This window comes from Streptomyces sp. NPDC043854, from assembly GCF_056436005.1.
The window spans coordinates 1-23,582 of record NZ_JBWKDK010000022.1; the positions used below are offsets into that span (position 1 = coordinate 1).

A 23,582-nucleotide genomic window follows, 5' to 3' on the forward strand; every position below is an offset into this window, starting at 1 on the left:
CCCCCCCCCCCCCCCCCCCCCCCCCCCCCCCCCCCCCCCCCCCCCCCCCCCCCCCCCCCCCCCCCCCCCCCCCCCCCCCCCCCCCCCCCCCCGGCCCGTTCCAACCCTCGGCCGGGGGCCCGTCGGCCACGTCAGCGGGCCATTATCAGGCTCATCGCCTCGTTGCGGGTGGCGATGTCGCGGAGCTGGCCGCGGACCGCCGAGGTGGTGGTCTTCGCGCCCGGCTTGCGGATGCCGCGGACCGACATGCACATGTGCTCGGCCTCGACGACGACGATCGCGCCGCGCGCCTCGAGGATCTCCATCAGGGAGTCCGCGATCTGCGTGGTGAGCCGCTCCTGGACCTGCGGACGGCGGGCGTAGACCTCGACGAGGCGCGCCAGCTTGGACAGCCCGGTGATCTTTCCACTCTCGGCCGGGATGTACCCGACGTGGGCGACGCCGTGGAACGGAAGCAGGTGGTGTTCGCAGAGCGAAACGATCTCGATGTCCTTCACGAGCACCATCTCGTCGTGCCCGAGGTCGAACGTCGTCGTCAGGACGTCCTCGGGCTTCTGCCACAGGCCCGCGAGGATCTCCCGGTACGCCCGGGCCACGCGGGCCGGCGTCTCCAGGAGCCCCTCGCGGTCCGGGTCCTCGCCGACCGCGATGAGCAGCTCTCGGACGGCGGCCTCGGCCCGCTTCTCGTCGAACACGCCGATCGTGCCCTCGCCGGCCAGGGTCACTGGGTCGGTCATCTGTGCCTCGTTCCTGTCTTCGATCACACGGGCATACGAAAATGCCGCGTCCCCCAGGCTAGAACCTGGGGGACACGGCATCCATTCCGGGCCGGGCTGCGGACCGGCGGTTACTCGGCGCGGTCCTCCGGGACCGTGTCCTTCTCCACCGACACGGCCGGGGCGACCGCCGCGGCGCCGTTGGCCGCGTTCGTCAGCTGGAGCTCCTTGGGCGAGAGCACCGGCGGGCGGGTGGACGGGGTGCGGTGGGCCGAGCCGGTCCACGCCGGGCGGGCCGGGCGCTTGACGACCGTCGAGAAGATCTCGGCGATCTCCTCCTTGCCCAGGGTCTCCTTCTCCAGGAGGGCCAGGACCAGGTTGTCGAGCACGTCGCGGTTCTCGACCAGGATCTCCCAGGCCTCGTTGTGCGCGGTCTCGATGAGCTTCTTGACCTCTTCGTCGACCAGCGCCGCGACCTCTTCCGAGTAGTCGCGCTGGTGCGCCATCTCGCGGCCGAGGAACGGCTCGGTGTTGTCGCCGCCGAACTTGATCGCGCCGAGGCGCTCGGTCATGCCGTACTGGGTGACCATCGCGCGGGCCGTGGCGGTGGCCTTCTCGATGTCGTTCGCGGCGCCCGTGGTCGGGTCGTGGAAGACCAGCTCCTCGGCCGCGCGGCCACCCAGCATGTAGGCCAGCTGGTCGAGCATCTCGTTGCGCGTGGTCGAGTACTTGTCCTCGTCCGGCAGGACCATCGTGTAGCCCAGGGCCCGGCCGCGGGACAGGATCGTGATCTTGTGGACCGGGTCGGAGTTCGGGGAGGCCGCCGCGACCAGGGCGTGTCCGCCCTCGTGGTACGCGGTGATCTTCTTTTCCTTGTCCGACATGATCCGGGTCCGCTTCTGCGGGCCCGCCACGACGCGGTCGATCGCCTCGTCCAGCATGTGGTTGTCGATCAGCTTCCGGTCCGAGCGGGCCGTGAGCAGCGCGGCCTCGTTCAGCACGTTGGACAGATCGGCACCGGTGAAGCCGGGAGTGCGGCGGGCGACGGCGGCCAGGTCGACGTCCGGGGCGACCGGCTTGCCCTTCTGGTGGACCTTGAGGATCTCCAGGCGGCCCTGCATGTCCGGGCGGTCGACGGCGATCTGCCGGTCGAAGCGGCCCGGGCGCAGCAGCGCCGGGTCGAGGATGTCGGGCCGGTTGGTGGCGGCGATCAGGATGACGCCGCCCTTGACGTCGAAGCCGTCCATCTCGACGAGGAGCTGGTTCAGGGTCTGCTCGCGCTCGTCGTGGCCGCCGCCGAGGCCCGCGCCGCGGTGCCGGCCGACGGCGTCGATCTCGTCGACGAAGACGATCGCCGGGGCGTTGGCCTTGGCCTGCTCGAACAGGTCGCGGACGCGCGAGGCGCCGACACCGACGAACATCTCGACGAAGTCGGAGCCGGAGATCGAGTAGAACGGCACGCCGGCCTCGCCTGCGACGGCGCGCGCCAGCAGGGTCTTGCCGGTGCCGGGCGGGCCGTAGAGCAGGACGCCCTTGGGGATCTTCGCGCCGACGGCCTGGAACTTCGCCGGCTCCTGGAGGAACTCCTTGATCTCGTGGAGTTCCTCGACGGCCTCGTCCGAGCCCGCGACGTCGGCGAACGTCGTCTTCGGGGTGTCCTTGGTGATGAGCTTGGCCTTGGACTTGCCGAAGTTCATCACCCGGGAGCCGCCGCCCTGCATCTGGTTCATCAGGAACAGGAAGACGACGACGATCAGGACGAACGGCAGCAGGGAGAGCAGCACGCTGAGGAACGGGCTGGTCTTGTCCGGGGTGACGGAGTAGCCGTCGGGGATCTGGCCGGCCTCGTACTTGGCCTGGAGGTTCTGGGCGAGCTGCACGCCCTGGTCGCCGATGTAGTTGGCCTGGAACTTGGTGCCGGAGCTGCCTCCGAGCTTCTCGCCCTTCTTCAGGTCGATCTTGATCATCTGGCTGTCGCCGGTGGTCAGGCGCGCCTGCTCCACCTGGCCACTGTTGATCGCCTTGATGACCTCGCTGGTGTCCACCGACTTGTAGCCGCCGCCGGAGCTGACGACGTTCATCAACACGACCACGGCGAGGACGGCCAGCACGATCCACATGACTGGCCCACGGAAGTATCGCTTCACGTCCATCCATACGGGACGCCAGGCGCCCCGTCCCTCCTGCCCGTAGGTAAATGCTGCTGTGAATAAAGACTGTTCTTCGGAATGTACCCCTGAATTGTCACCCGCGGCCCCGAGGGACGGCTGACAGTCCTGCCTTCCCCTGCTCCAACGCAGGGGAACGTTCCAGGGTTCCCCTGCGGGGACCCCGGCCGGGGCCCCCGCGGGACGGGGTGTGCGTCAGCCGCCGTAGACGTGCGGGGCGAGGGTGCCGACGAACGGGAGGTTGCGGTACTTCTCCGCGTAGTCGAGGCCGTAGCCCACGACGAACTCGTTCGGGATGTCGAAGCCGACCCACTTCACGTCGATGGCGACCTTCGCGGCGTCGGGCTTGCGCAGCAGCGTGACGACCTCCAGGGAGGCCGGCTGGCGGGAGCCCAGGTTCGACAGCAGCCAGGACAGCGTCAGGCCCGAGTCGATGATGTCCTCGACGATCAGGACGTGCTTGTCCTTGATGTCGGTGTCCAGGTCCTTCAGGATCCGCACGACGCCCGAGGACTGGGTCCCGGCGCCGTAGGAGGACACCGCCATCCAGTCCATGGTGAGCGGGGTGGACAAGGCGCGCGCCAGGTCCGCCATCACCATCACCGCGCCCTTGAGGACGCCGACGATGAGCAGGTCCCTGCCCGCGTATTCCGCGTCGATCTTCGCGGCCAGCTCGGCCAGCTTCGCGTCGATCTCTTCCTTGGTGATGAGCACCGACGCCAGGTCGCTGCCCATGTCCTTCTCGTCCACCCGCATCACTTTCGTTGTCGGCCGGGACTCCGGGGTGCCCCGGAAGACTCAGCCGTGTTTCGGCACCGATCAGCCCTGCCGGATGACAAGTCTGCCACCCTGCCGCCGGGCCTCCACCCGACCGGGCAGGTTGATGGCGCCCTGACCCCGCCATCCGGTGATGAGCCGGTCGACTTCCTCGATGTGGCGGGCGAAGAGGGAACCTGCGGGAGAGCCGGCGGCGACCACGGCCCTGCGCAGCACGCGGCGGCGGACGGCCGGGGGCAGGGCGTACAGCTTGGCGCACTCCAGGCGGCCGTCCGCATCGCGTACGCGGGCCTCGGCCTCGGCGGCCCAGGCGTCCAGGGCGTCCGCGTCGTCGCGGGACAGCTGGGCGGTCCGGGCCAGGGCCTCGACGACTCCTTTGCCCAGCGCCTTCTCGAGGGCGGGCAGTCCCTCGTGGCGGAGGCGGGAGCGGGTGTAGGCGGGGTCGATGTTGTGCGGGTCGTCCCAGACGGCGATCGACTGGACCAGGCAGGCCTTGCGGGCGGTCTGCCGGTCCACCTGGAGGAAGGGGCGGCGGTAGCGGTGGGTGCGCCCGGAGCCGCCGGGGCCCCCCGAGACCTCGGGCATCCCGGACAGGGAGCGGATGCCGGAGCCGCGGGCGAGGCCGAGCAGGACGGTTTCGGCTTGATCGTCCCGGGTGTGGCCGAGCAGCACGGCCACGGCGCCGAGCCGGTCGGCGGCCTCGTCCAGGGCGGCGTAGCGGGCGTCGCGGGCGGCGGCCTCGGGGCCGCCCTCGCGGCCGACGCGCACCGCGACCGACTCGGCGGGTTCGAGGTGCAGCGCGGCCATGCGGGCGACGACCTCGGCGGCGCGCAGGTCGGAGCCCGGCTGGAGGCCGTGGTCGACGGTGATGCCGCCGGCCCGGATCCCGAGCTTGGGCGCCTCGAAGGCGAGCGCGGAGGCGAGTGCCATGGAGTCGGCGCCGCCGGAGCAGGCGACGAGCACGAGCGGCTTGCCGTCCGCCGCGGTGGCGCGGTCGGCGGCGGGGCGTTCGGTGAGGTCGGTCAGGACATCGTGGAGCACGCGGCGGACCGCCAGGCGTATCGCCGCGACCGCAGGATGGGGACCCATGTCCGGTTCCCTTCGGGAGGAGTTCGGATGCCTCGGGGGCTGGGAGCAGCCCCCGCGAGATGGCGGTTGTCACTCAGAGTGCGTCGATGGTGACAGAACCGAGCCGTTCCCTGAGCATCGCACGCCCTTCCGCGCCCCACGGTCCCTCGGACGGGTGACGCTCGTTCCCCCAGTGAGACATGTTTACGCCCCGCACGTCACTCTCCTTGGCTCGGTTCGCTCCCCTTGCGGTGCACGCGCGCCACCCAGTCCGCGGGGCTGGCGATCTCGGCCTTGGTGGGCAGGGTGTTCGGGGAGGTCCACACCCGGTTGAAGCCGTCCATGCCGACCTGGTCGACGACGGCGCGCACGAAGCGCTCGCCGTCGCGGTACTGGCGCAGCTTGGCGTCGAGGCCGAGCAGTTTGCGCAGGGCGGCGTCGAGGCGTCCGGCCCCGCTGACGCGGCGCTGCTGGAACTTCTCCCGGATCTCGGCGACCGAGGGCACCACCTCGGGGCCGACGCCGTCCATGACGAAATCGGCGTGGCCCTCGAGCAGGGACATGACGGCGGTGAGGCGGCCGAGGACCTCGCGCTGCTCGGGGGTCTGGACGAGCTCGACCAGGGAGCGGCCCTCGTCGCCGCGCTCGGCCTCGGGGCGGGCGCCGGCGAAGGACTGGGCGGCCTCGCGCAGGCGTTCCAGGATGGCCGCCGGCTCCATCTCGGTGGCGCCGAGGAAGGTCTGGATCTCTCCCTCCAGGTGGTCGCGGAGCCACGGGACGGCGGTGAACTGCGTACGGTGCGTCTCCTCGTGGAGGCAGACCCACAGCCGGAAGTCGTGCGGGTGCACGTCCAGCTCGCGCTCGACGTGGACGATGTTGGGGGCGACGAGCAGCAGCCGGCCGCCGCCCGCGGCGGAGCCCGGCAGGTCCCGCCCGACGGGGGCGAAGGTCTCGTACTGGCCGAGCACGCGGGAGGCCAGGAAGCTCAGCAGCATGCCCAGCTCGACGCCGGTGACCTTGCCGCCGACCGCGCCGAGGACGGCGCCGCCGGGCGTCCCGGCCCGGCGGTCCTGCATCTTGCCGAGCAGGGGGGCGAGGAGCTCGCGGAACCCGGCCACGTTGGCCCGGACCCAGCCGGCCCGGTCGACGACGAGGACGGGGGTGTCGGGGACGTCGGCGCCGTCCGGGATCATCCGGGTGAACCTGCGGACGTGGCGCTCGGAGGTCCTGGCGTGCCTGCGCAGTTCCGCCACCACGGCCCGGGCCTCGTCGCGGCTGACCTCCGGACCCGGCCTGACCAGCCGGACCGCGGTCGCGACCGCGAGGTTCCAGTCGACCATCTCGGCACCACCGATGCTCGTCATGCGTCAACGGTACGTGGACCGGCCCCTTTGCGGATCCCCCGCGGATCCACCGGGTGGCCCGGCAGGTCGTCTCGTTCGGATCCCGCCGGTTCGGCCCGCGTCGTCCGGTGCCCTGCCTCGCAAGGCGGAGAGGCTCCCGGTGACGGGACGTATCCGGGTGCCCGGACGGCGCAGCGGGGTGCGGTGCCGGGGGGCGCGGGCCGGGCAGGATCCGGAAGAGACGGCCTACCGCTGGGAGGCGCCGGCCACGGCTGCGGCGAGCTTGTCCAGGCCCTTCTCGGCGGCCGGGCCGTCGGCGGCGTCCGCGGTCAGGAACGCGAAGGCGAGCAGCCGTCCGGAAGAGTCGACGACGGTGCCGGACAGGGAGTTCACGCCGGTCAGGGTGCCCGTCTTGGCCCGTACGAGGCCGGCGGCCGGGGAGGAGGCGGCGTTGCGGGCGCGCAGGGTCCCGGTGAAACCGGCGACGGGGAGCCCGGTGAGCACCGGCCGCAGCTCCGGGTGCTGCGGGTCGGCGGCGCGGGTCAGGAGCCCGGTCAGGAGGCCGCTGCTGATCTTGTCGGCGCGGTTCAGGCCGCTGCCGTCGGCGAAGCGGGAGCCGGCCGTCTCGAGGCCCAGGGAGGCGAGGCGGGCGGTGACGGCCTTCTCGGCGCCCTCGAAGCTGGCGGGCTGCCCGGAGGCGAGGGCGGTCTGCCGGGCGAGGGCCTCGGCGATGTCGTTGTCGCTGTGGGTCAGCATCCGCTCGACCAGTCCGGCGACCGGGGTGGACAGGGTGGTGGCGAGCGGCTGCGCGCCGGCGGCGGCCTTGGCCTTCAGGGGCTCGCCGGTGACCGTGATGCCGCGCTCCTTCAGCAGGGCGGCGAAGGAGCGGGCGGCCTCCCGGGAGGGGTCCTCGACCCGGTCGACGGGCCCGGAGACGGAATCGTCGATGCGGCCCTCGTCGGCGGCCAGGGCGGTCACCGGGGCGATGTTCCGGTTGACGCCGATCGGGTGGCGGGAGGGGCCGGTGTAGAGGGTGTCGTCGTAGCCGAGCACCACCAGGTCGGTGCCGGAGGCCTTGAGGGCCTGGGCGGTGTCGGCGGCGAGCGCCACGAGGCTGCCGCCGGATCCGGCGGGGCTCTTCTTCCGGGCGGTGAGCGAGGGGTCGCCGCCGCCGACCAGCACGATCTGCCCGGGGTCGGCACCGGGGGCGACGGTGGTGGGGATGCGGTGATCTGGGCCCAGGGCGGCCAGCGCCGCCGCCGCGGTGACGATCTTGACGGTGGAGGCCGGGGTCATCGGCTCGCGCGCCCCGGACTCGAAGAGCACCCGGCCGGTGCCGACGTCGACGACCGAGGCGGTGCGGGCGCTGCCGAGCGCCGGGTCGGCCAGGAGCGGCCGCAGCGCCTCGGCGAGGCGGGTGTCGCCGGCCGCGGCGGTGCCGGCGCCGTTCCCGGCCCGGGGGGCGCCGCCGGGGGCGATCGCGGCGAGCACGCCGGGGGCGCTGGGCGCGGCCTGCGCCGGGGGTTCGGCGTGATCTGCGCCACCCATCATGCTCCAGGAGGCGGCCCTGTCCCGCTCGGCCTTACGCTGGCCGGAGTCCCAGGGACCGGCGGCGGCCACCGCTGCCACCGACAGGGCCAGACCGGCGACGGTCGACCCCGCGATGAGCTGCCACGTCTTGACGAATGGCACCTCGGACCAGCCCCTTTCGCGATCACGGATATGCGTGAGGGACACTTAACCACTGCGTCTTGCCGCGAGCATGGCACCCCACCCGGCTGGGGGCCCCTCCCAGCGGTAGCCGGGGGCGGACGCGCTATCACTCGAGCAACGAAGCTGATCATGGAGGAGCAGGACGTGGAGTTCGACGTCACCATCGAGATCCCGAAGGGTTCGCGGAACAAGTACGAGGTGGACCACGAGACCGGCCGGATCCGTCTGGACCGTCGCCTGTTCACCTCCACCAGCTACCCGACGGACTACGGCTTCGTCGAGAACACCCTCGGCGAGGACGGCGACCCGCTGGACGCGCTGGTCATCCTGGACGAGCCGACCTTCCCGGGCTGCCTGATCAAGTGCCGCGCCATCGGCATGTTCCGCATGACGGACGAGGCGGGCGGCGACGACAAGCTGCTGTGCGTGCCGGCCTCCGACCCGCGTGTGGAGCACCTGCGCGACATCCACCACATCTCCGAGTTCGACCGCCTGGAGATCCAGCACTTCTTCGAGGTCTACAAGGACCTGGAGCCGGGCAAGTCGGTCGAGGGCGCCAACTGGGTCGGCCGCGCCGAGGCCGAGGCCGAGATCGAGCGCTCCTACAAGCGTCTTCAGGAGCAGGGCGGCCACTGAGCCCCGTGCCGGCCACCGGGCCGCTGTGACGGTCCCGGGCCGGCCACCGGGCCGCTGTGACGGTCCCGGGCCGGCCACCGGGCCGCTGTGACGGTCCCGGGCCCTTGTGACACCGCGGGCGGCATCCCCACACGGGGGTGCCGCCCGCTGCCGTTTCCCGGGGCGCGGTCCGCCGGTTTCGCCGTGGATGAAACCGTTCCGCATACTGATACCCGGGCTGGCCGGGGACGGGAGGACGCGTGGCGGAGGCCGAGGAACCCGAGGACCCTGAGCGCGCGGAGGACCGCAAGCCGGCCTCCGACGAGGCGCACAGCGCCTTCTCCCGGCCGCCCGGGACGGAGCCCGAGTTCGCCGGCGACGAGCAGCCGACCTCGGAGTTCACCGTCCCGGAGGGGCTGCCCCTGCCGCCGGAGGGGCCCGCCGAGGGGGCCGCCGAGGGGTCCGCGTTCGCGCCCCCCTCCACGTACAGCGCGCAGCACTCCCCGCCGGCGTACCTCCCCGGAGCCGGCATCCCCGTGTCCTGGATGACGGAGTCCCCCTGGCAGGACCGGATGCGCACCATGCTGCGCATGCCGGTCGACGTGCGGCCCGTCCCCGAGCCGGTGCAGAAGCAGGCCGAGGCGGGGCCCGCGGTGGGCCGGGTGCTCGACCTGACCCTGCGCATCGGGGAGCTGATGCTGGCGGGCGGCGAGGGCGCCGAGGACGTGGAGGCCGCGATGTTCGCCGTGGCCCACGGCTACGGGCTGGACCGGTGCGAGCCGACGGTCACCTTCACCATGCTGTCGATCACCCACCACCCGTCGCTCGTGGGCAACCCGGTGTCGGCGAACCGGACCGTGCGCCGCCGCGGCACCGACTACACGCGGCTGGCGGCGGTCTACCGGCTGGTGGCCGACATCAGCACGCCCGAGGTCGACCTCTCCCTGGAGGAGGCCTACCGGCGGCTCGCCGAGATCCGGCGCAACCGGCACCCGTACCCGACCTGGGTCCTCACGGCCGCCGCCGGGCTGCTCGCCGGCGCCGCGTCCATCCTGGTCGGCGGCGGCGTGATCGTCTTCTTCGCAGCCGCGATCGGGGCCATGCTCGGCGACCGGCTGGCCTGGCTGTGCGCCGGGCGCGGACTGCCGGAGTTCTACCAGTTCGTGGTCGCGGCGATGCCGCCCGCCGCGTTCGGGGTGGCGCTCAAGCTGCTCGAGATCGAGGACATCCAGGCCTCGGCCGTGATCACCGGCGGGCTGTTCGCGCTGCTGCCCGGGCGGGCCCTGGTCGCGGCCGTGCAGGACGGCCTGACCGGCTTCTACATCACCGCCTCGGCCCGCCTGCTGGAGGTCATGTACCTGTTCATCGGCATCATCATGGGCGTGCTGGTCGTGCTGTACCTGGGGCTCCAGCTGGGCGCCGCGCCCAGGCCGGAGGAGGTCCTCCAGATCACGCAGCGGCCGCTCCTCCAGATCGCGGCGTCGATGGTGCTGGTGTTCACGTTCGCGATCCTGCTCCAGCAGGAACGTTCCACCGTGTGGATCGTGACGCTGAACGGCGGCGTCGCCTGGGCCACCTTCGGGGCCCTGCACTACGCCGGCGGCATCCCGCCCGTGCCCTCCACGGCCATCGCCGCCGGCCTCGTCGGCCTGTTCGGCCAGCTCTTCTCGCGCTACCGCTCCGCCTCCGCCCTGCCGTACGTGACCGCCGCCATCGGCCCGCTGCTGCCCGGCTCCGCGACGTACTACGGGCTGCTGCTCATCGCCGAGAACCAGCTCAACAAGGGGCTCGGCTCGCTGACCAACGCCGCGGCCATCGCGCTGGCCATCGCCATCGGGGTCAACCTCGGGGCGGAGACCTCGCGGCTGTTCATGCGGATCCCGCGGGCCGCGAGCGCCGCCCGGCGCCGGGCGGCGGCGAAGCGGACCCGCGGCTTCTGACGTCCGGCCGGCGCAGGGCGTACGGCGCCGTCTGCGGGCCCCGGGAACACGGCTGCGCCCCGGTGGACCGCCTGGGTCCTCCGGGGCGCAGGAAGGCTCGTCCGCGGGCCGCGGAACGGCTGCTACCGCTTGGCGTGGCGGCCGCGCTCGCCGGCGGCGGGCACCACGGCCGGGCCGCCGGCCGCCTTGGCCTCCTTGCGGGCCTTGAGCACCTCGAAGACCACCGGGATGACGGAGATCAGCACGATCGCGACGAGGATCGCCTCGATGTTGGTCTTGATGAACTCGATCTGGCCGAGCCAGAAGCCCGCGACCGTGATGCCGGTGCCCCAGGCGATGCCGCCGATGACGTTGTACGTCAGGAAGGTGCGGTACTGCATCGAGCCGGCGCCCGCGACCATCGGGGCGAAGGTGCGGATGATCGGCACGAAGCGGGCGAGCACGATGGCCTTCGGGCCGTGCTTGTCCATGAACTCGTGCGCCTTGTCCAGGTTCTCCCGCTTGAAGAGCTTGGAGTTCGGCCGGTTGAAGAGCTTCGGGCCGAAGAACTTGCCGATCATGTAGCCGACCTGGTCGCCGAGGATCGCGGCGGCCGTGATCAGGGTGCACACCAGCCACAGCGGCTGCTTGATGTACTCGCCGTTGGCGACGAGCAGGCCCGCCGTGAACAGCAGGGAGTCACCGGGCAGGAAGGCGAACAGCCCCGATTCGGCGAAGACGATGACCAGGATGCCGATCAGCCCGAAGTGGGAAATCAAATAGTCCGGGGACAGCCACTCAGGGGCGAGCGCAAGCGTGTACACGGGTGCGGGAATCTCCAGGATCGGGTGCGTCCGCGAGGGCTGGTGGTACGGCGGACTGGGGGGAGTGTCTCAATTATCAACGGATACGGCCACCTCCGGGTTCCAGGTACCCGGAGGCGGCCGTACGCCTGACGTGCCCCGGTCGCGCGCTCCGCTACGCCACCACTACGCCTTGCGGGCCGCGTTGGCGAGGATGGCGTCCCGCACGAAGACCGTCAGCCCGGGCCGCACACGGTCGTAGAAGGCCGTGAACCGCTCGTCGGAGACGTACATCTCGCCGAGGCAGACGTGCATCTCGTACGGGCACGTGTAGTGGTTCCGCTCCAGCCAGCCGCGGTGCTCCTCGGCCAGGTCCATGGCCTCCTCCGAGCCGGCGGCCGCCCCCGAGTCCAGCAGGGCGGCCAGGCGCCGGTTCAGGTCGTCCCCCTCGGCCTGGATCCGCTGCCAGTCCTCCTTGGTGTAGGAGGCGGCCCGGCGGGCGGACTCCTTGTACGCGTCGGTGTGGCCCCAGCGCTGCTCGGCCTCCTCGGCGTACTGGTCGGGGTCGTGCTCCCCGAAGACCTCGAACTTCTCCTCGGGCGTGAGGTTGATGCCCATCTTCTTCGCCTCCATGGCTTGCTCCACGGCCTTGGCCATCTGCTGGAGCCGGGCGATCCGGTCGGACAGGAGGGAGTGCTGCCGGCGCAGGTGCTCCCTGGGGTCCGCGTGCGGATCGTCCAGCAGGACCGCGACCTCGTCGAGGGGGAAGCCGAGCTCCCGGTAGAACAGGATCTGCTGCAGCCGGTCCAGATCGGCGTCGTCGTACCGCCGGTGGCCCGCATGGCTGCGGCTGCTCGGGGAGAGCAGGCCGATCTCGTCGTAGTGGTGCAGCGTGCGCACCGTGACTCCGGCGAGTCCGGCGACGTGGCCCACGGAGTAGCTCATGCTTCCGCCCTTCTCTCGTACGCCCCCGACTCTCCCGCCTCACGCCGCGTGAGGTGCAAGCCCCTTGTCCCCGGGCCGTGGTGGAGGCTACGCCGGCGGCCAGGTCCCGCCCTGCGCCAGGGCCACCAGCTCGAAGGCGGTCTTCCCGTCCAGGGATTCCCGGATGATGTCGGCGTGCCCCGCGTGCCGGGCGTGCTCCTCGACCAGGTGGAGCAGCAGCCAACGCATGGAGACGCTGGTGTCCTTGGGGAGCCAGGGCTGGTCGGGCAGCGGGAAGGTGCGGTCCAGGCCGGGCACCTCGCGGAGGAACTTCTCCAGCTCGGCCGAGATCCCGTCCCAGAAGGCGAGGATCCCGGGGATGGTCTCCTCGCCGACGAGCCGGAAGCCGTCGCTCCAGGTCTCCTCGGTGCGCTGCCCCTCGTTGGGCTGCTGCTGCGCCCAGCGCAGCCAGGTCAGCTCGACCTCGGCGGCGTGCTTGAGCAGCCCCGACAGGGACAGCCCGCTCGCGCTCGGGCGGCTCGCCGCCTGCTCCTCGGTGAGGCCGAACACCGCCCGGCGCAGTGCGCCGCGCTGGGAGTCGAGGTAGGACAGGAGTGCGCCGAGCTCGTCGCCGTGGGCTTCCGCGGGAACGATCGTGGGCATGGGGGACCTCCGTTTTTCCGGATGTTTCCGGGTGTCGTGCGTCCTGCTGACAAGAGGCACGCTACGGAGCATTGAGGTCAGCCCCTGTCCTAAATCTCGGACTGGGCTGGGCAGGACATCATCAGGACGCGCCGCCGTCCGGGCGGATCGCCGGGAGCTCGGTCATCGGCTTGGGCAGGAGGGCCTTGGACAGGTCCTGGCCGCCCTTCTCGTCGAGCCCGTACATCGCCTCGTAGATCTTGCGGACGGCCGGGCCGGAGGCGCCGGAGCCGGTGCCGCCCTGGGAGATCGTCATCACGATCGCGTAGTCCTCGGTGTACGAGGCGAACCAGGAGGTGGTCTGCTTGCCCTGGACCTCGGCGGTGCCGGTCTTGGCGTGCATCGGGATCTGCTTCTGCGGCCAGCCGCCGAACCGCCAGGCCGCGCTGCCGGAGGTGACCACCGAGGCGAGGGCCCGGTCGATGTCGTCGCGCAGTTCGGCGTCCATCGGCAGCCGGGCCTGCTCCTTCGGGGCGATCTCCTTGACCGAGGTGCCGTCGGCGCTGACGATCGCCTTGCCGATGGCGGGCTGGTGCAGGGTGCCGCCGTTGGCGATGGCCGCGTAGATCGAGGCCATCTGGATCGGGGTGACGAGGGTGTCGCCCTGGCCGATGGAGTAGTTGATGGCGTCGCCCTCGCGCAGCTGGTTGCCCTGGCGGCAGTTCTCGTAGGCGATCTTCTCGGCGAAGCTGCCGTCCTTCTTGCCGTCCCGGCACCAGGCGGCCTTGTTGGCCTCGAAGAAGTCCTTCTTCCACTGGCGGTCGGGGACCCGGCCGGCGACCTCGTTGGGCAGGTCGACGCCGGTGGGCTTGCCGAGGCCGAACTCGTGGGCCGTCTTCAGGAACCAGTCCTCGGGGTCCTTCTTCGGGTTGATCCCGCCGTCCTTCTTCCACTCCTTGTCGGCGAGGAGGTAGTAGACCGTGTCGCAGGAGACCTCCAGGGCGCGTCCGAGGTTGATGTCGCCGTAGCCCTGGGACTCGAAGTTGGTGAAGGTCTGGCCGCCCACGGAGTAGGAGCTGGGGCAGGGGTAGCGGCCGTCGAAGGGGTATCCCGCGTTGACCGCGGCCGTCGAGGAGACCACCTTGAAGATGGAGCCGGGGGCGGCCTGGCCCTGGATCGCCCGGTTGAGCAGCGGGTAGTTGGACTCCTTGGCGGTGAGGGAGGCGTAGTCCTTGGCGGATATGCCGCCGACCCACAGGCCCGGGTCGTACGTCGGGCTGGAGGCCATCGCGACGATCCGGCCGGTCTTGGACTCCATGACGACGACGGCACCCGAGTCGGCCTCGTAGTTGCGGCGCGTGTTCTTGTCGTACGTCTTGCGGGCCTCGGCCATCGCGTAGGCCAGCTCGCGCTCGGCGACGGCCTGGACGCGCGAGTCGATCGAGGTGACGACGTTCGCGCCGGGCACGGGCTTGTCGGCCTGGGCCAGGCCGATGACCCGGCCGAGGTTGTCGACCTCGTAGCGGGTGACGCCCGCCTTGCCGCGCAGCTCCTTGTCGTACGTGCGCTCCAGGCCCGAGCGGCCCACCTGGTCGGAGCGCAGGTACGGGGAGTCGGTCTTCTTCGCCTTGGCGATCTCCGCGTCGGTGACGGGCGAGAGGTAGCCCAGCACCTGGGAGGTGTTGGCCTGGTCGGGTGCCGGGTAGCGGCGCAGGGCGGTCGGCTCGGCGGTGATGCCCGGGAACCGCTCCGCGTGCTCCCGTATCTCCAGGACCTGGTCGGTGGTCGCCTCGGCGGTGATGGGGATCGGCTGGTACGGCGAACCGTTCCAGCAGGGCTTGGGGGTCTTGGCGTCGCACAGCCGGACGCTGTTGACGACGGTCTCCGGCGGCATGCCGAGGACACCCGCGAGGCGGGTGAGGACGTCCTTGCCCTTGTCCTTCATCTTGCTCAGCTCGGTGCGGCTGGCGGAGACCACCATGCGGGTCTCGTTGTCGGCGAGGGGTACGCCGCGGGCGTCGAGGATCGAACCGCGCACGGCGGGCTGGACGACCTGCTGGACGTGGTTGTTCTTCGCCTCGTCCGTGTACTCCTGGCCGTTGCGGATCTGGAGGTACCACAGGCGCCCGCCGAGGGTGAGCAGCAGCGAGAAGACGACCACCTGGATGACCACCAGACGGTTCTGGACCCGGGGCGTCCGCCCCGTCTCCGGAATGTTGCTCAACTCGAAACTCCCCCGAAGCGCTGCCCGCCGCCGACCCCGACGAGTCTAGAGCGGGCCGCACTCAGAGCGGGAAGGTGCTCCTGCCGTGCTGCACCGAGATCCACTTCTGGGTGGTGAAGGCCTCGACCGTCGCCTCGCCGTTCAGCCGGCCCAGCCCGGAGGCCTTCTCCCCGCCGAACGCGGCCAGCGGCTCGTCCCCGATGGTGGAGTCGTTGACGTGCATCATCCCGGTCTCGATGCGCTGGGCGAAGCGGACGCCGCGCTCCACGTCCCGGGTGTGCACGGCGCCGGACAGCCCGTACGGGGTCGCGTTGGCCATGGCCACGGCCTCGTCCTCGCCGTCGAAGACCATCAGCAGGGCGACGGGGCCGAAGATCTCCTGGCCCAGCAGCGGGGAGTCCTCGGGGACCCCGGTCAGCACGCTGGGTTCGACCAGGTTCCCGCGCGTGGCGCCGCGTACGAGGGCCCGGGCGCCGGATTCCACGGCGCGGTCCACGAGGGCGGTGAGCGCCTCGGCCTGGAAGGAGTTGATCAGGGGGCCGATGTGGGTGTCGGCCTCGCGGGGGTCGCCCGTCTTCAGGGAGCGCACCCGGGCGGTGAACTTCTCGGTGAACTCCTCGGCGATGGAGGCGTCGACCAGGATCCGGTTGGCCGCCATGCAGACCTGGCCCTGGTAGACGAAGCGGCTGAAGACGGCCGCGTCCACGGCGTAGTCGATGTCGGCGTCGTCGAGGACGACCAGGGCGCTGTTGCCGCTGAGCTCCAGGACGGTCCGCTTGAAGTGGCGGGCGGCGACCGCGCCGACGTGCCGGCCGACGCGGTCGGAGCCGGCGAAGGAGATCACCTTGGGGACCGGGTGGGTCAGGAGCGCGTCGCCTATCTCGGCGATGTCGGTGACCAGCACGCTGAGGAGCCCGCGCGGCAGGCCCGCGTCCTCGAAGAGCTTGGCGATGACCCCGCCGCCGACCACGGGCGCGTTCTGGTTCGGCTTGACCACGACGGCGTTGCCCAGGGCCAGGGCCGGGGCGACCGACTTCAGGGTGACCAGGAAGGGGAAGTTGAAGGGGCTGATCACGGTGACCACCCCGACGGGGAGCCGCTGGACGCGGCTCTCCTTGCCCTCGACCGGCGAGATCAGGATCCGGCCCTCGGGGCGCACGGCCAGCTGCATCGCCTCGCGGACGAACTCCTTGGCGAGGTGGATCTCGTACTCGGCCTTGGAGCGGGTGCCGCCGAGCTCGTCGATCATCGCCTCGACGAGTTCCTTCTCGCGCTCCTCGGTGATCCGCAGGACGCGCTCCAGGACGGCGCGTCTGGCGTAGGGGCTGGTGGCGGCCCAGTCTCTCTGCGCGCGCTCGGCGGCGCGGTAGGCCTGGTCCACCTGCTCGACGGTGGCCACGGTGATGGCCGCGAGCTTCTCCCCGTTGTACGGGTTGACGTCGATGATGTCCCACGAACCGGTGCCGGCCTGCCATGTGCCGTCGATGTACTGGTGAGCCAGGTCGTCGAATATGGACATGCCATCCCTTACTGCGAGCGCGCACCCGTGCGCTGCACCGTCAGACCGATCGGTCATGCACTGATCAGACGTCATACTACGTGCGAATCAAGACAGTTGGAGTAGGCCGCGCAGGAGATCACGGGTCTGGCCGGGGTCGGGGCAGTCCGCCTGGAGCCGGGTCATCGCCCGCTCGTACTGCGCCACCTCCTCGTCCTTGTCGAGGTAGAGCGCGCTGGTGAGCTGCTCCAGGTAGACGATGTCCTGGAGGTCGGACTCGGGGAAGCGCAGCAGGGTGAAGGCCCCGCTCTCGCCGGAGTGGCCGCCGAAGGAGAACGGCATCACCTGCAGCTGCACGTTGGGCCGCTGGGAAATCTCGATGAGGTGCTCCAGCTGGCCGCGCATGACGTCGCGGCCCCCGTACGGGCGGCGCAGGGCGGCCTCGTCGAGGACGGCGTGGAAGACCGGTGCGCTCTCGGAGACGAGCACCTTCTGGCGCTCCAGGCGCAGCGCGACGCGGCGGTCGATCTCGGCCTGGCCGGCGCCGGGCATGCCGCGGCTGACGACGGCCTGGGCGTACGCCTCGGTCTGCAACAGGCCGTGGACGAACTGGACTTCGTAGATCCGGATGAGCGAGGCCGCGCCCTCCAGCCCGATGTAGGTCTGGAACCAGTTCGGCAGCACGTCGCCGTAACTGTGCCACCAGCCCGCCGCGTTGGCCTCGCGGACGAGGCCGAGGAGCGACTCGCGCTCCGCGCCGTCCGTGACCCCGTAGAGCGTGAGGAGGTCCTCGACGTCTCGTGCCTTGAAACTCACCCTTCCCAACTCCAAGCGGCTGATCTTCGATTCGGATGCGCGGATCGAGTAGCCGGCCGCTTCACGGGTGATGCCCCGGGATTCTCGGAGTCGCCTGAGCTGTGAGCCCAGGAGGATGCGGCGCACCACGGAACCGCCTGCTTCTGCGGTCACTAGTCCTGCCCTCCCCATCGCCATGGATACGCGTGGTCTGCGCGTGTGCTGCGTCGCTGGGCCCCCGAACCCCAGGCCCCGCAGTCTGCCACCAAAACGCATCGGCCCGTACTCGTTCTGTAACGGAATCCGGGCTGCCGCAAAAGAAGTCCGTAAGTGTGCGTAGGAAGAAATGAGCAAGAACCATCACGGGAGGGGACAGGTCCGGCGCGTGCACGTGCATCTGCCCTTGCATCCAGCTTCTGCATTCGGAACGATGGTGCCGCGCACCTGCGTGCTCTTCGCGCCGGCGCCGGACCCACCCCGCAGTTCTTTCTGGACGACGCAAGCCGCCGCCACGTCCGCGAATCCCGGGAGTGCCTCGCATGGGGACGAATGGATCGACCATGCTCGAGCCGTTACGGCAGGGGCTGCCCCCGGTCGACCCCACGGCTGTGTCCGGATCCGCCTCCTGCTCCCTGCCCGCCCGCTTCGAAGCGGTTCGCGGAGCCCGTTCGTTCACCCGGTCCACCCTGGCCCAGTGGGGCCTCGACGACCGCTTCGACGACGTGGCCCTGGTCGTCTCCGAGCTGGTCACCAACGCGCTGCGCCATGCCCTGCCCGGGGATTCGCGGCCCGCGGCGGCCGGAGGCGGCGAGCTCGAGGCGGCCGTGCGGCTGCACCTGATGCGGTGGAGCTCGCGGCTGGTGTGCGCGGTGCGCGACCCCAGCGAGGACCGGCCGGGCGGATCGTTCGAACCGGAGCGCACGCGGGAGAACTGCGACCTGGAGTCCGGGCGCGGGCTGTTCCTGGTGGACGCCTACAGCGACAGCTGGGGCTGGCACCCGCTCGCGGGGCGGCTGACCGGCAAGGTCGTGTGGGCGCTGTTCATGCTCCACGAGTAGCGGCCCACAGCGGTCGCGGGAGCCGGAACAGGGCCCGGGAGCCGCGGCGGGAACAGGGCGCTGGAATCAGGAACGGGACGACCGGCCGGAATCGATCATGGTGATCGGTTCCGGCCGGTGCACGTGCATGGCTTGATCGGTGGCACGGTTCCTGAGTGGTGCGAGTCCGCTCCCGAGTCCGCTTCTCAGCTGATCAGGTGGTCGAACTCGCCGTCCTTGACGCCCAGCAGCAGCGCCTCGATCTCGGCCGGCGTGTAGACGAGTGCCGGTCCGTCAGGAAAGCGGGAGTTGCGCACGGCGACGGCACCACCCGGCAGCTTCGCGAACTCCACACAGGACCCTTGCGAGTTGCTGTGTCTGCTCTTCTGCCAGGTCACGCCGTCGAGTTCTGCAGCTGCCATCCCGTTGTACGCGTGGTCCACAGGAAGCCCCCGATAGTGCAGATGTCAACTCCACCGGATCATAGCTGTGTTCATGGGTGGCTGCATGGGCAGATGCACGTGCACGCAGAGGGTGCTCCCTTGATCACGTTCTGGGGCGGGCAGGGGCTACCGCGGGAGCGGACGGTCCTGCTGCCGCTTGCCGCCGCCCATGTGCGCGCGGTCGGCGGCGGCCGTCCCGTCGTTCCAGCCCGCGAGGTCCGTGGCCCCGCGCAGCCGGGTGGTCGTGGTGCGGGGGAACATCTCGTCCGCCCGGGCCGTGACGGCGACGTCGCGGGCCACCAGGGCGGGCAGGTTGTCCGGGGCCTCGGCCGCGGTGTGCTCGGCGGTCTCGGCGAGGCGGCGGCCGAGGCGACTGGCGTAGGCGAGCAGGAACGACTGCCGGAACGTCTTGGTCCGCTTGCGCCCGCCGGCCCGCTGCTCGGCCTCGGCGCGGGTCATGGCGGCCGTGCCCTGCACGAGCAGCGAGGTGTACAGCAGCTCCACCGCTTCGAGGTCGCTCTCGAAGCCGACCACCGTGGAGAACTCGAAGGCGCTGTTCCACACCGCCCGGCACCGGTTCGCGGTGGCCACCGCGTCGAGCAGCACCGCCTTGGCCTCCTCGTACGGGGGCTCGACCCCGATCCGGCAGGCCGCCGGCGCCTGCGCGGGCCCCTTGCCGCCCGCGGCGAGCAGCGCCTCGTCGACGGTGTGCCGGGCCATCAGCTCCTGGGCCTTGGCGCTGAGCGCCTCCGCCTCCTCCGGGTACGTGGTCGCCTCGGCCTTGGCGAGCAGGGCGCGGATACGGCCGAGCATGCGCGGCTCGATGTGCGCGTGCTCCAGGGTGTCGGCGGCCGGGTCGCCGGGGAGCGGGCCCACCGGCTCGATGGACGGCAGCCGGATCAGCAGGCGGAACACCTCCAGGAAGGCCGTCGCCAGGGCGAACCGGTCCGCTTTCTCCCGCTGGGCGAGCTGCTCCGCGTACCGCGTGTCGTCCGTCCACCACGCCTCGGCGCCGGTCCACCGATCGGGGAGCCGGGCGTAGCGCCGCGCCTCGCCGCCGATCAGGTCGCGGGTGATCCGCAGGTGCCGCTCGCCGAGGTCCCGGCCCACCAGCCGCAGCACGTCCGCGGGCTGCCAGCCGCGCTCCCAGGCCTGCCGTACGTACGCCTCCCCGCGCGCCAGCAGCTCCCGCCCGGCCTCGGCCCAGCGGCCGGGATCGGCGGCGAGCAACGAGGCCCCGGTGTCCAACCCGGCATCGTCCTGAACGTAGAGGGCGGCTTCGCAGGCCCGCGCGACAATGTCCTTCACCCCCTCAGCCTCCCACGCCCCGGAAACCCCGGACCGGGCCCCTCCCACCGCCATCCCCGAACCCACCCCCGCCGGCAAATCCAGCCCTGTCGGCGCTTTGCGGCGCGGGCCCGCAAGTCCAGCCCCGCCGGCGTTTGAGGCGCGGGGTCTGGGGCGGCGCCCCAGAAGGACCCGGCCCCGACCGGCGTCCGAAACCCCGGGTCGGCAAGTCCAGCCCCGCCGGCGCTTGAGGCGCAGGGTCTGGGGCGGCACCCCGGGGCGCCGATCCGGCCCTGTCGGACCCCGGTGGGACACTCGCATGCATGAGCGACCGCCCCCCACGGTGGGCCCTGGCCGAAGACGCCGAGGGCCGGTGGCACGCCACCCCCCTCACCCCCGCGGCCAAGCCCACGGCCACCCCCCGCATCACGGTCGCCGACCCCGCCGAAGCCGTCCGCGCCGCCCCGGCCACCACCCGCTGGATCTGGCGATCCACCTCCGCCGTCTACCCCCGCCTGCTCGCCGCCGGCATCCGCGTAGACCGCTGCTACGACGTCGAGGACGCCGAGCTGCTGCTCCTCGGCCACGAGGGCCGCTCCGGCGAACCCCGCTCCGCAGCCGCCGCCTGGGCCCGGCTCACGGGCGCCCCGGTCCCGCCCGACCCCCCGGCGCGGGCCGCCGCGCCCGGCGCGCAGGACTCCCTCTTCGAGCCGCGGCCCGCTCCGCTGCCCCTCGACGCGCTGATCGCCGTCTATGAGGACCAGGAAAGGCGGCATGCGGCCACCGCCCACCCCGACCGGATGCGCCTGCTGACGGCGGCGGAGTCGGCGGCGTTCCTGATCGCCACCGAGATGCACCGCGCCGGAATGCCCTGGCGGGCCGACGTCCACCGCGCCGTGCTCACCGAGCTCCTCGGCGAGCGGTATGCGGGCGGCGGCGAGCCCCGCCGCCTCGCCGAGCTGGCGGACGAGGTGTCCGCGGCGTTCGGCCGCCGCGTGCGCCCGGAGCTGCCCGCGGACGTGGTCAAGGCCTTCGCCGCGGCCGGGATCCGGCTCACGTCCACCCGCCGCTGGGAGATCGAGGGCCTCGACCATCCCGCCGTCGCGCCGCTGCTCGCGTACAAGAAGCTGTACCGGATCTACACCGCCCACGGCTGGGGCTGGCTCCAGGACTGGGTCCGCGGCGGCCGCTTCCGCCCCGAGTTCGTCCCCGGCGGCACCCTGACCGGCCGCTGGGTCACCAACGGCGGCGGCGCCCTCCAGATCCCCAAGGTGATCCGCCGGGCCGTCGTCGCCGACCCCGGCTGGCGGCTCGTCGTCGCCGACGCCGACCAGATGGAACCGCGCGTGCTGGCCGCGATCTCCCGCGACCCGGCGTTCATGGAGGTGGCCGGCCGCCGGGAGGACCTGTACACGGCCATCTCCCGGCAGGGCTTCTCCGGCGACCGCGACCAGGCCAAGCTCGCCGTCCTCGGCGCGGTGTACGGCCAGACCTCCGGCGACGGCCTGAAGAACCTGGCCGCACTGCGCCGCCGCTTCCCGCAGGCCGTGGCGTACGTGGACGACGCGGCGAAGGCGGGCGAGGAGGGCCGTCTCGTACGGACCTGGCTGGGCCGCACCTGCCCGCCCCCGGCCCGCCGCGGCGACGCCGAGGACGCGGACGCGGACGGCGGCGAGGCGGGGTACGCCGGGGAGCTCGCGGAGGCGGGCCTTCCGCAGAGCCGCCGGGAGGACGCCTGGACCCCGGGCCACGCCTCCACCGACTCCCGGGCCCGCGGCCGCTTCACCCGCAACTTCGTCGTGCAGGGCAGCGCCGCGGACTGGGCGCTGCTGCTGCTCGCGGCGCTGCGGCAGGCCATCGCCGCCGCCGGGATGCGGGCCGAGCTGGTGTTCTTCCAGCACGACGAGGTGATCGTGCACTGCCCGGCCGAGGAGGCCGAGGCCGTCGCCGAGGCGATCCGCGCCGCCGGTGACCGGGCCGGGCGGATCGCGTTCGGCGACACCCCGGTCCGGTTCCCGTTCACGACGGCGATCGTGGAGTGCTACGCCGACGCCAAGTAGGCGGGTGTCGGCGCGGGATGTCTCACGTCGGTTTGGGGGTCCCTGCTCCGCCCTGCGCCGGCAGGTTGAAGACGTGCTCGGGGGTCACGATCTCCGTGATGGCCCGGCCGTAGAGGGTGCTGGGCTCCTCGCCCTCGGCCGCGATGTCCGTGTTGAGCAGCACGACCAGCGTGGCCTGCGCCTCCGGCAGGAAGATGGTCAGCGACTCGTAGCCGGGCAGCGAGCCGTTGTGGCCGATCCAGCCCTGCACGTTGAAGATGCCCAGCCCGTAGCCGGTTCCGGGCAGCGCGTCGACGACCTTGAGGCGCTCGGCCTGCGTCTTGGGCTCCAGCAGCGTGCCGGTGGCCAGGACCCGCGCCCACTTGCGCAGGTCGGCGAGGTCGGAGACCATCGCGCCGGCCGCCCAGGCCCAGGACGGGTTCCAGTCGGCTGCGTCCTGCACCTGCCCGTCGGCGGTCTGGTCGGTGTACCCCTGCGCGTGCGGCGTCGGGAACTCGGCGCCGACGGGGAAGACGGTGTGCGGCAGCCCGGCGGGGGTGGTGACGTACTTGTCCACGTAGTCGTCGAGCTTCATCCCGCCGACCTTCTCGATCACCAGACCCAGCAGGATCAGGTTGGTGTTGCTGTAGTAGAACTTGGCGTCCGGCTCGAACATCACCGGGTGCTTGAAGGAGTACGCGAGCAGTTCCTGCGGGGTGAACGGCCTGCGCGGATTGCTCGTCAGCGCCTTGAAGAAGTCCTCGTCCTCGGAGTAGTTGTACAGACCGCTTCGCATCCCGGCCAGCTCGCGCAGGGTGATGCGGTCGCCGTTCGGGACGCCGTCGACGTACTGCCCGATCGGGTCGTCCAGGCCCACCTTGCCCTGGTCCACCAGCTCCAGCAGGGCGGTGACGGTGAAGGTCTTGGTCTCGCTGCCGATCCGCATGTACAGGTTGGTGGTCATGGGCTGGCCGGTCGACTTGTCGGCGACGCCGAAAGTGCGGATGTACTCACCCTTCCCGGGCGCGGACAGAGCCACCATGACCCCGGGCACCTTGGCCTCGGCCGTCACCTTCCGCACGGCCCGGTCCAGTTGCCGGGCGACCGCCGGGGTGAGCTGCGGGAACTCCCCCTGCCGCAGCGGCGCCGAGACCGCCTCGGTACGTGCCGTCCGCGTGTCCGTGTCCCGCGCGTACCCGGTCCCGCCGCCCAGGGGCGCCGCCACCAGACCCACGGCGACGGCCCCCGCCACCGCCGCTCTGCGCAACCGTGTCGTCATGCCCGGCCTCCTGTCCACGCAACGTCCAGGTCCAGGTCCAGCCATTCCAAGCTAGCCCGCCCCCCGGACGGCGGCGACCGCACCCTGACGGCCCAACCGGCGGAGCGGAAAACTCCGCGCGGTCGGGCCGTCGGGGTGCGGGAGTCGCGGGGGTCGCGGGGGCCGGCTCATGCCCGGCACCATTCCGCTCACTGAGCAGTGTCGCGTCCGCTACCATCGGGCCTCTTTGAGGGCAGGATTGCGCGCGTGTTGTCGGCGGCGGCCGAACTCGTGGCCGGACACACCCGGAGCG

18 protein-coding genes and 1 pseudogene are annotated in these 23,582 nt (G+C 71.8%); 4 read left to right on the top strand and 15 right to left on the bottom strand.

What is annotated here, in order from left to right:
- Positions 1-131: 131 nt before the first annotated feature.
- The 6 genes from folE to dacB all read right to left on the bottom strand — a co-directional run bounded on the left by folE (position 132) and on the right by dacB (position 7,764).
- Positions 132-737: a GTP cyclohydrolase I FolE gene (gene folE / locus AC068A_RS20690; RefSeq protein WP_385423776.1), complete on the bottom strand. Its 606-nt coding sequence runs from the start codon at positions 735-737 to the stop codon at positions 132-134.
- Positions 738-847: 110 nt separating this feature from the next.
- Positions 848-2,869 (bottom strand): ATP-dependent zinc metalloprotease FtsH, encoded by a 2,022-nt coding sequence (gene ftsH, locus AC068A_RS20695; RefSeq protein WP_478586859.1) that lies wholly within the window; start codon positions 2,867-2,869, stop codon positions 848-850.
- A gap of 210 nt (positions 2,870-3,079) precedes the next feature.
- Positions 3,080-3,640 carry a hypoxanthine phosphoribosyltransferase gene (gene hpt, locus AC068A_RS20700; RefSeq protein WP_179173972.1) on the bottom strand — a complete coding sequence of 187 codons (561 nt, stop codon included), beginning with the start codon at positions 3,638-3,640 and terminating at the stop codon, positions 3,080-3,082.
- A gap of 63 nt (positions 3,641-3,703) precedes the next feature.
- Positions 3,704-4,750 carry a tRNA lysidine(34) synthetase TilS gene (gene tilS / locus AC068A_RS20705; protein WP_478586862.1) on the bottom strand — a complete coding sequence of 349 codons (1,047 nt, stop codon included), beginning with the start codon at positions 4,748-4,750 and terminating at the stop codon, positions 3,704-3,706.
- A gap of 197 nt (positions 4,751-4,947) precedes the next feature.
- Positions 4,948-6,093, bottom strand: a complete 1,146-nt coding sequence (locus tag AC068A_RS20710) for a zinc-dependent metalloprotease (protein WP_478586864.1) — start codon at positions 6,091-6,093, stop codon at positions 4,948-4,950.
- Between the two features lie 225 nt (positions 6,094-6,318).
- The gene (gene dacB / locus AC068A_RS20715) at positions 6,319-7,764 is read right to left on the bottom strand and encodes a D-alanyl-D-alanine carboxypeptidase/D-alanyl-D-alanine endopeptidase (protein ID WP_478586866.1); all 1,446 of its coding nucleotides are present in this window, start codon (positions 7,762-7,764) and stop codon (positions 6,319-6,321) included.
- Positions 7,765-7,929: 165 nt separating this feature from the next.
- On the opposite strand from dacB, the gene AC068A_RS20720 reads away from it, so the two are divergent.
- Both AC068A_RS20720 and AC068A_RS20725 read left to right on the top strand, forming a co-directional pair.
- Positions 7,930-8,421, top strand: a complete 492-nt coding sequence (locus tag AC068A_RS20720; protein ID WP_179173985.1) for an inorganic diphosphatase — start codon at positions 7,930-7,932, stop codon at positions 8,419-8,421.
- A 239-nt stretch (positions 8,422-8,660) separates the two neighbouring features.
- The gene (locus AC068A_RS20725; RefSeq protein WP_478586868.1) at positions 8,661-10,340 is read left to right on the top strand and encodes a threonine/serine exporter family protein; all 1,680 of its coding nucleotides are present in this window, start codon (positions 8,661-8,663) and stop codon (positions 10,338-10,340) included.
- A gap of 122 nt (positions 10,341-10,462) precedes the next feature.
- On the opposite strand, the gene AC068A_RS20730 is transcribed toward AC068A_RS20725, so the two are convergent.
- The 6 genes and pseudogenes from AC068A_RS20730 to AC068A_RS20755 all read right to left on the bottom strand — a co-directional run bounded on the left by AC068A_RS20730 (position 10,463) and on the right by AC068A_RS20755 (position 17,397).
- The gene (locus tag AC068A_RS20730; RefSeq protein WP_478586869.1) at positions 10,463-11,143 is read right to left on the bottom strand and encodes a VTT domain-containing protein; all 681 of its coding nucleotides are present in this window, start codon (positions 11,141-11,143) and stop codon (positions 10,463-10,465) included.
- Between the two features lie 165 nt (positions 11,144-11,308).
- Positions 11,309-12,067 carry a MerR family transcriptional regulator gene (locus AC068A_RS20735; RefSeq protein WP_478586871.1) on the bottom strand — a complete coding sequence of 253 codons (759 nt, stop codon included), beginning with the start codon at positions 12,065-12,067 and terminating at the stop codon, positions 11,309-11,311.
- 87 nt (positions 12,068-12,154) lie between these two features.
- The gene (locus AC068A_RS20740) at positions 12,155-12,709 is read right to left on the bottom strand and encodes a DinB family protein (protein WP_478586873.1); all 555 of its coding nucleotides are present in this window, start codon (positions 12,707-12,709) and stop codon (positions 12,155-12,157) included.
- A gap of 133 nt (positions 12,710-12,842) precedes the next feature.
- Positions 12,843-14,912, bottom strand: a pseudogene (gene mrdA / locus AC068A_RS20745) (penicillin-binding protein 2); the annotation flags it as partial.
- A 61-nt stretch (positions 14,913-14,973) separates the two neighbouring features.
- Positions 14,974-16,431: an aldehyde dehydrogenase family protein gene (locus AC068A_RS20750; protein ID WP_478586875.1), complete on the bottom strand. Its 1,458-nt coding sequence runs from the start codon at positions 16,429-16,431 to the stop codon at positions 14,974-14,976.
- Positions 16,432-16,518: 87 nt separating this feature from the next.
- Positions 16,519-17,397, bottom strand: coding sequence for a helix-turn-helix domain-containing protein (locus tag AC068A_RS20755; RefSeq protein ID WP_478587068.1), 879 nt, complete (start codon positions 17,395-17,397; stop codon positions 16,519-16,521).
- Positions 17,398-17,744: 347 nt separating this feature from the next.
- On the opposite strand from AC068A_RS20755, the gene AC068A_RS20760 reads away from it, so the two are divergent.
- The gene (locus tag AC068A_RS20760; protein WP_478586877.1) at positions 17,745-18,263 is read left to right on the top strand and encodes an ATP-binding protein; all 519 of its coding nucleotides are present in this window, start codon (positions 17,745-17,747) and stop codon (positions 18,261-18,263) included.
- Positions 18,264-18,448: 185 nt separating this feature from the next.
- Here the strand turns inward: AC068A_RS20760 and AC068A_RS20765 are convergent, their stop codons facing one another.
- Both AC068A_RS20765 and AC068A_RS20770 read right to left on the bottom strand, forming a co-directional pair.
- Complete coding sequence (locus tag AC068A_RS20765; RefSeq protein ID WP_360631634.1) at positions 18,449-18,664, bottom strand: DUF397 domain-containing protein; 216 nt, start codon at positions 18,662-18,664, stop codon at positions 18,449-18,451.
- Positions 18,665-18,811: 147 nt separating this feature from the next.
- A complete protein-coding gene (locus AC068A_RS20770) occupies positions 18,812-19,993 on the bottom strand; it encodes a DUF2786 domain-containing protein (protein WP_478586879.1) in 1,182 nt (393 codons plus the stop codon).
- Between the two features lie 302 nt (positions 19,994-20,295).
- Here AC068A_RS20770 and AC068A_RS20775 point away from each other — a divergent pair, with 302 nt between their 5' ends.
- Positions 20,296-22,032: a bifunctional 3'-5' exonuclease/DNA polymerase gene (locus AC068A_RS20775; protein ID WP_478586881.1), complete on the top strand. Its 1,737-nt coding sequence runs from the start codon at positions 20,296-20,298 to the stop codon at positions 22,030-22,032.
- 22 nt (positions 22,033-22,054) lie between these two features.
- Here AC068A_RS20775 and AC068A_RS20780 read toward each other — a convergent pair whose 3' ends face one another.
- The gene (locus AC068A_RS20780; RefSeq protein ID WP_478586883.1) at positions 22,055-23,290 is read right to left on the bottom strand and encodes a serine hydrolase domain-containing protein; all 1,236 of its coding nucleotides are present in this window, start codon (positions 23,288-23,290) and stop codon (positions 22,055-22,057) included.
- Positions 23,291-23,582 lie beyond the last annotated feature (292 nt).

Coding starts and splice junctions, on each gene's coding strand:
- folE (WP_385423776.1), bottom strand. CDS start 737: ATGACCGACCCAGTGACCCTGGCCGGCGAGGGCACGATCGGCGTGTTC.
- ftsH (WP_478586859.1), bottom strand. CDS start 2,869: ATGGACGTGAAGCGATACTTCCGTGGGCCAGTCATGTGGATCGTGCTG.
- hpt (WP_179173972.1), bottom strand. CDS start 3,640: ATGCGGGTGGACGAGAAGGACATGGGCAGCGACCTGGCGTCGGTGCTC.
- tilS (WP_478586862.1), bottom strand. CDS start 4,750: ATGGGTCCCCATCCTGCGGTCGCGGCGATACGCCTGGCGGTCCGCCGC.
- AC068A_RS20710 (WP_478586864.1), bottom strand. CDS start 6,093: ATGACGAGCATCGGTGGTGCCGAGATGGTCGACTGGAACCTCGCGGTC.
- AC068A_RS20735 (WP_478586871.1), bottom strand. CDS start 12,067: ATGAGCTACTCCGTGGGCCACGTCGCCGGACTCGCCGGAGTCACGGTG.
- AC068A_RS20740 (WP_478586873.1), bottom strand. CDS start 12,709: ATGCCCACGATCGTTCCCGCGGAAGCCCACGGCGACGAGCTCGGCGCA.
- AC068A_RS20750 (WP_478586875.1), bottom strand. CDS start 16,431: ATGTCCATATTCGACGACCTGGCTCACCAGTACATCGACGGCACATGG.
- AC068A_RS20755 (WP_478587068.1), bottom strand. CDS start 17,397: ATGGGGAGGGCAGGACTAGTGACCGCAGAAGCAGGCGGTTCCGTGGTG.
- AC068A_RS20760 (WP_478586877.1), top strand. CDS start 17,745: ATGGGGACGAATGGATCGACCATGCTCGAGCCGTTACGGCAGGGGCTG.
- AC068A_RS20765 (WP_360631634.1), bottom strand. CDS start 18,664: ATGGCAGCTGCAGAACTCGACGGCGTGACCTGGCAGAAGAGCAGACAC.
- AC068A_RS20775 (WP_478586881.1), top strand. CDS start 20,296: ATGAGCGACCGCCCCCCACGGTGGGCCCTGGCCGAAGACGCCGAGGGC.
- AC068A_RS20780 (WP_478586883.1), bottom strand. CDS start 23,290: ATGACGACACGGTTGCGCAGAGCGGCGGTGGCGGGGGCCGTCGCCGTG.